Annotated in this window: 4 protein-coding genes; 2 read left to right on the forward strand and 2 right to left on the reverse strand. The window is 73.1% G+C overall.

Going from position 1 to position 3,529, the window contains the following annotated elements; all coding sequences use genetic code 11:
* Positions 1 to 162 precede the first annotated feature (162 nt).
* Positions 163 to 1,368 (forward strand): acyl-CoA dehydrogenase family protein, encoded by a 1,206-nt coding sequence (locus ACTIDRAF_RS0212200; protein ID WP_245533515.1) that lies wholly within the window; start codon positions 163 to 165, stop codon positions 1,366 to 1,368.
* 275 nt (positions 1,369 to 1,643) lie between these two features.
* Positions 1,644 to 2,405: a class I SAM-dependent methyltransferase gene (locus ACTIDRAF_RS31955; RefSeq protein WP_016699025.1), complete on the forward strand. Its 762-nt coding sequence runs from the start codon at positions 1,644 to 1,646 to the stop codon at positions 2,403 to 2,405.
* A 133-nt stretch (positions 2,406 to 2,538) separates the two neighbouring features.
* Here ACTIDRAF_RS31955 and ACTIDRAF_RS0212210 read toward each other — a convergent pair whose 3' ends face one another.
* Positions 2,539 to 3,243: a lytic polysaccharide monooxygenase auxiliary activity family 9 protein gene (locus ACTIDRAF_RS0212210; RefSeq protein ID WP_016699026.1), complete on the reverse strand. Its 705-nt coding sequence runs from the start codon at positions 3,241 to 3,243 to the stop codon at positions 2,539 to 2,541.
* Between the two features lie 41 nt (positions 3,244 to 3,284).
* Positions 3,285 to 3,529 (reverse strand): hypothetical protein (locus ACTIDRAF_RS34505; RefSeq protein ID WP_211215329.1); only part of this gene is annotated, 245 nt, incomplete at its 5' end.

Genomic DNA, 3,529 nt, shown 5'->3' on the forward strand with positions numbered 1-3,529 from the left:
GGGTGCGCGTCGGGGGCGGGCGGGCGCGGGAAGGTTCGGGGCGTCGTGATCGAGCACGGCGCTCCCTCCGGGCGCCGGCCCCAGGACCGGCGCCAGGAGTCGACGCAGCCGGACCTCCCCGTCGGGCTGGTCGGCGAGGACCGGCCCGACCACTGGGGCGGGGTGATCCCCCCGGACGACGCGCCCACCACCAGCGCCGAGGCCCTGTCCCGGGCCCGCGCGTTGTCCCCCCTGTTCGCGGCGCGCGCCGCCCAGCACGACGAGGCCGGGGCCTTCCCGGTCACCGACTTCCAACAGCTGCGGGCGGCGGGCCTGTTCGGTCTGATGGCCCCGCGCAGGCTGGGCGGCACCGGCGCCAGTTTCGGGGACTACGTGGAGATCGCCATCGAGCTGGCCTGCGGCTCCGGGGCGACCGCGCTGGTGTTCAACATGCACTCCTCGGTGGTGGGCGCCCTGGCGAGCCTGCCGGCCACGCTCGTGGAGGACCCCGACCGGCGGGCGGAGGTGGCCGAGGCCCACGACCGGATCCTGGCGGCGGCCCTGACCGGCAAGCTCTTCGCCGTCGCCCTGAGCGAGCGCCGGGTCGGCTCCCGGCTGTCCAGGATGTCCACCACCTACCACGAGGTGGAGCAGGGCTACCGCATCATCGGGGAGAAGTCCTTCGTGTCGGCGGCCGGCCACGCCGACCTCTACCTGGTGGGGGCCCGGTCGGCGCTGGAACGTGACTACTCCACGCCCACCGTCTCCTACTTCGTGGTCCCCGCCGGCTCCGGGGTGGAGGTCGTCCGGTCCTGGGACACCCTGGGCATGCGCGCGACGGCCAGTGACGACCTCCGGCTGGACGTCACGGTGGGCCGGGACGCCCTGCTCGGCGGGGTGGAGGGCCTCGCGCCGACGTTCGTCCAGGCCATGCCGCACTGGATGATCGCCTCCTACGCCGCCGTCTACGTCGGAGTCGCCGAGTCCGCGCTGCGGGAGGCCCGTTCCCAGCTCAGCGAGCGCGGCCTCGACCACCTGCCGGCGGTGCGGGGGCGGATGGGCCGGGCCGACGCGGCCGTGGCCGCCGCCCGGTTGGCGGTGCGGGAGGCGGCCAGCCGGGTGGACCGTGATCCGGGGTCGGCGACCACCAACCGCTGGGTGTGGCGGGCCAAGCTGTTGGCCGGCGACACGGCCGCGACGGTCGCGTCCTCGGTGCTGGAGGCCGCCGGAACCGCGGCGACCACCCGGGGGAACCCCCTGGAGCGGATCTACCGCGACGCCCGGTACGGGGCGCTGCACCCGGCGACATCCGACGTGTGCGCGGACTGGCTCGGGATCGCGGCGCTGGGCGGGGACCCGGAACGGGACACCACCGTTCCCCGGTGGTGACGGGGAAACCGGCTGCGGCCCGGGCGACTCCGACCGGCGGGCACCGCTGGGCCGAGCAGGCGAACGGCACGACGACGTGCGCGTTCGGTGTGGGGAGCTGGCCGGGAGGTGGCGAACCTGCGCCGTCGGCCGCCCGCCCTGGCCGGGTTCCCTCCCCACGGACGGGCCCGGATCGCTAGGCTGGGACCCGCTACCCGACTCTCGGTCACCGATCACTCACTCGTAGTGTCCGGTCGGATGACTGGATCCTTTTTGGGGATGCCGGAGGATACGTCGTGTTCAATGTCGCTGACCTGCACGAGACGCTGCTGGTCGAGTTCCCGGCACCCGGCGGGACCCCCACCGACGATCTGCTGTCCGTGGTCAGGCAGCCCCGTCAGCTCCTGGAGCACTGCCGTGTCCCCGAGCACGGCGGGACCGCGCTGGACCTCGGAGGGTGGCCGGGGCACTACGCCCTCGCCCTGGCGACCCGGGGTTTCGACTCGGTCCTCCTCGCCGTCGGTGACCACCCGCCGTGCTCGGAGGACGACCTCCGCCTGCTCGACAGCTGCCCCACCGTCGTGCGCACGACCGCCGACCTCGTGCGCCAGCCCTTCGAACCACCCGACGGAGGCCCGTTCGACACCATCGTGTGCTGCGGGGAGGCCCTGCTCCGGGTGCCCGGCAAGGACGGGGTGCGAGCGCTGTTCGAGAACGTCTTCGCCTCGCTGGCACCGGGCGGCATGTTCGTGGTGGGGTTCGCCGACCTCACCCAGGAACTCCGGGGCCGCGACCGGTTCGTCCAGGGCGCCACCAGCTCGGGGGAGATCACGACCTGGTTCCTGGAGTACATCGACGAGGACACCGTCCACGTCCACGACCTGGTGCACCGGCGGGACGACGAGAGCAGCTGGAGCCTGCACGGCGGCAGCCGGGTCCTGTTGCGACTCGCGCCGACCTGGGTCGCCAGCCAACTCGGGCAGGCCGGGTTCCGGCTTTCCCAGCTGCACAACGTCCGCCCCGACTCGTGGGTCCTCGTGGGCGAACGGCTGGACTGACGCGGGCGGCCCGCGAAGGGCCGAGTCCCCGCCGGTCCGGGTCGGCGGACGCCCCGGACCGGGACACCGGGTGCGGTCGCCCCCGCTCGACGACCGCCGCCCCCGGGGCGCGCCCCCCGGGGGGTGGGCGTCCTCAGCCGAAGACCACGTCACTGCACCCGTAGAACGTCTGGTCGAAGTGGCTGGCCTGCCAGATCATGTAGACGATGTGGCGCCCGGTGCGGCCGGGGGCCTCCACGTCGATGGACACCGACACCCCGCCCAGGGCCGGGTCGTCGCTGGGCGTGCCCTCACCGGGCGGGACCACGCCGGTCTGACCGGCCAGTTCCAGGTCACCCCAGCCGAGCTCGTCGGTGGTGGGGTCGAACCCCTGCTTGGTGACGTAGACCCGGTAGTAGTCCGCGCCGTGCAGGGCCTGGTCGTGCACGGTCACCGTGAACTCGTTGGCGACCGGGGTCGCGTGCCACTCCCCGGGCACGTCGAGAGCGGCGTACCGGTCTCCTCCGGTGCGGCCCGCGCTGCACAGCTGACCGTCGGGAATGGCCGCCTCGTGGTCTCCGCCGACCCCTTCCCGGTAGACGCCGTTCCACTGCCACATCGCGTTGGTGTCGTGCTGCCACGCCTGCCAGCACATCGGGTCCTCGGTGGCCATCTCCGGATTCTGGAAATCGTGGCCCCACCGTTCCCAGCACCCGTAGTTGCGGGACGGCGGGTCGATCGTGGAACCGTGCGCGGAAGCCGTTCCGGCCGAGAACGCCACCATGAACATGACGGCCGCGGCCAGGGCGGCGACGACGCGGGCCAGGGGGGACAGTCGTCTGCCTGCGAGTACTGACATCGGGGACCTCCTCGTCACCAATGGGTATTCGCGGTCCCACGCTACGCCAGAGCCGCTTCGGAAAACATCGGCTCGACGGACCACCGGCCGGTAGCGAACACAGCGGAGAACACCACTCCACTTCGCGTAATCGTTTCGTGATGGTTCCCCGGAGTCACCGGAACACGGTCGAGGAAATCGGCGGGGAAATCATCGTCCCGTTCGACGACACCGGTCGAACGGGCGCCCGCCTCCGCCGGGGCCGTGCGCGCCGGGGGCACCACGCGGGCGGTGTCTCCGCCCCCCC

Source organism: Actinoalloteichus spitiensis RMV-1378 (assembly GCF_000239155.1).
In the GTDB taxonomy this organism is placed as follows: Bacteria; Actinomycetota; Actinomycetes; order Mycobacteriales; family Pseudonocardiaceae; genus Actinoalloteichus_B; species Actinoalloteichus_B spitiensis.

Bases quoted from the DNA above. Each gene is read 5' to 3' on its own strand.
- ACTIDRAF_RS0212210 (WP_016699026.1), bottom strand. From the start codon at position 3,243: ATGTCAGTACTCGCAGGCAGACGACTGTCCCCCCTGGCCCGCGTCGTC.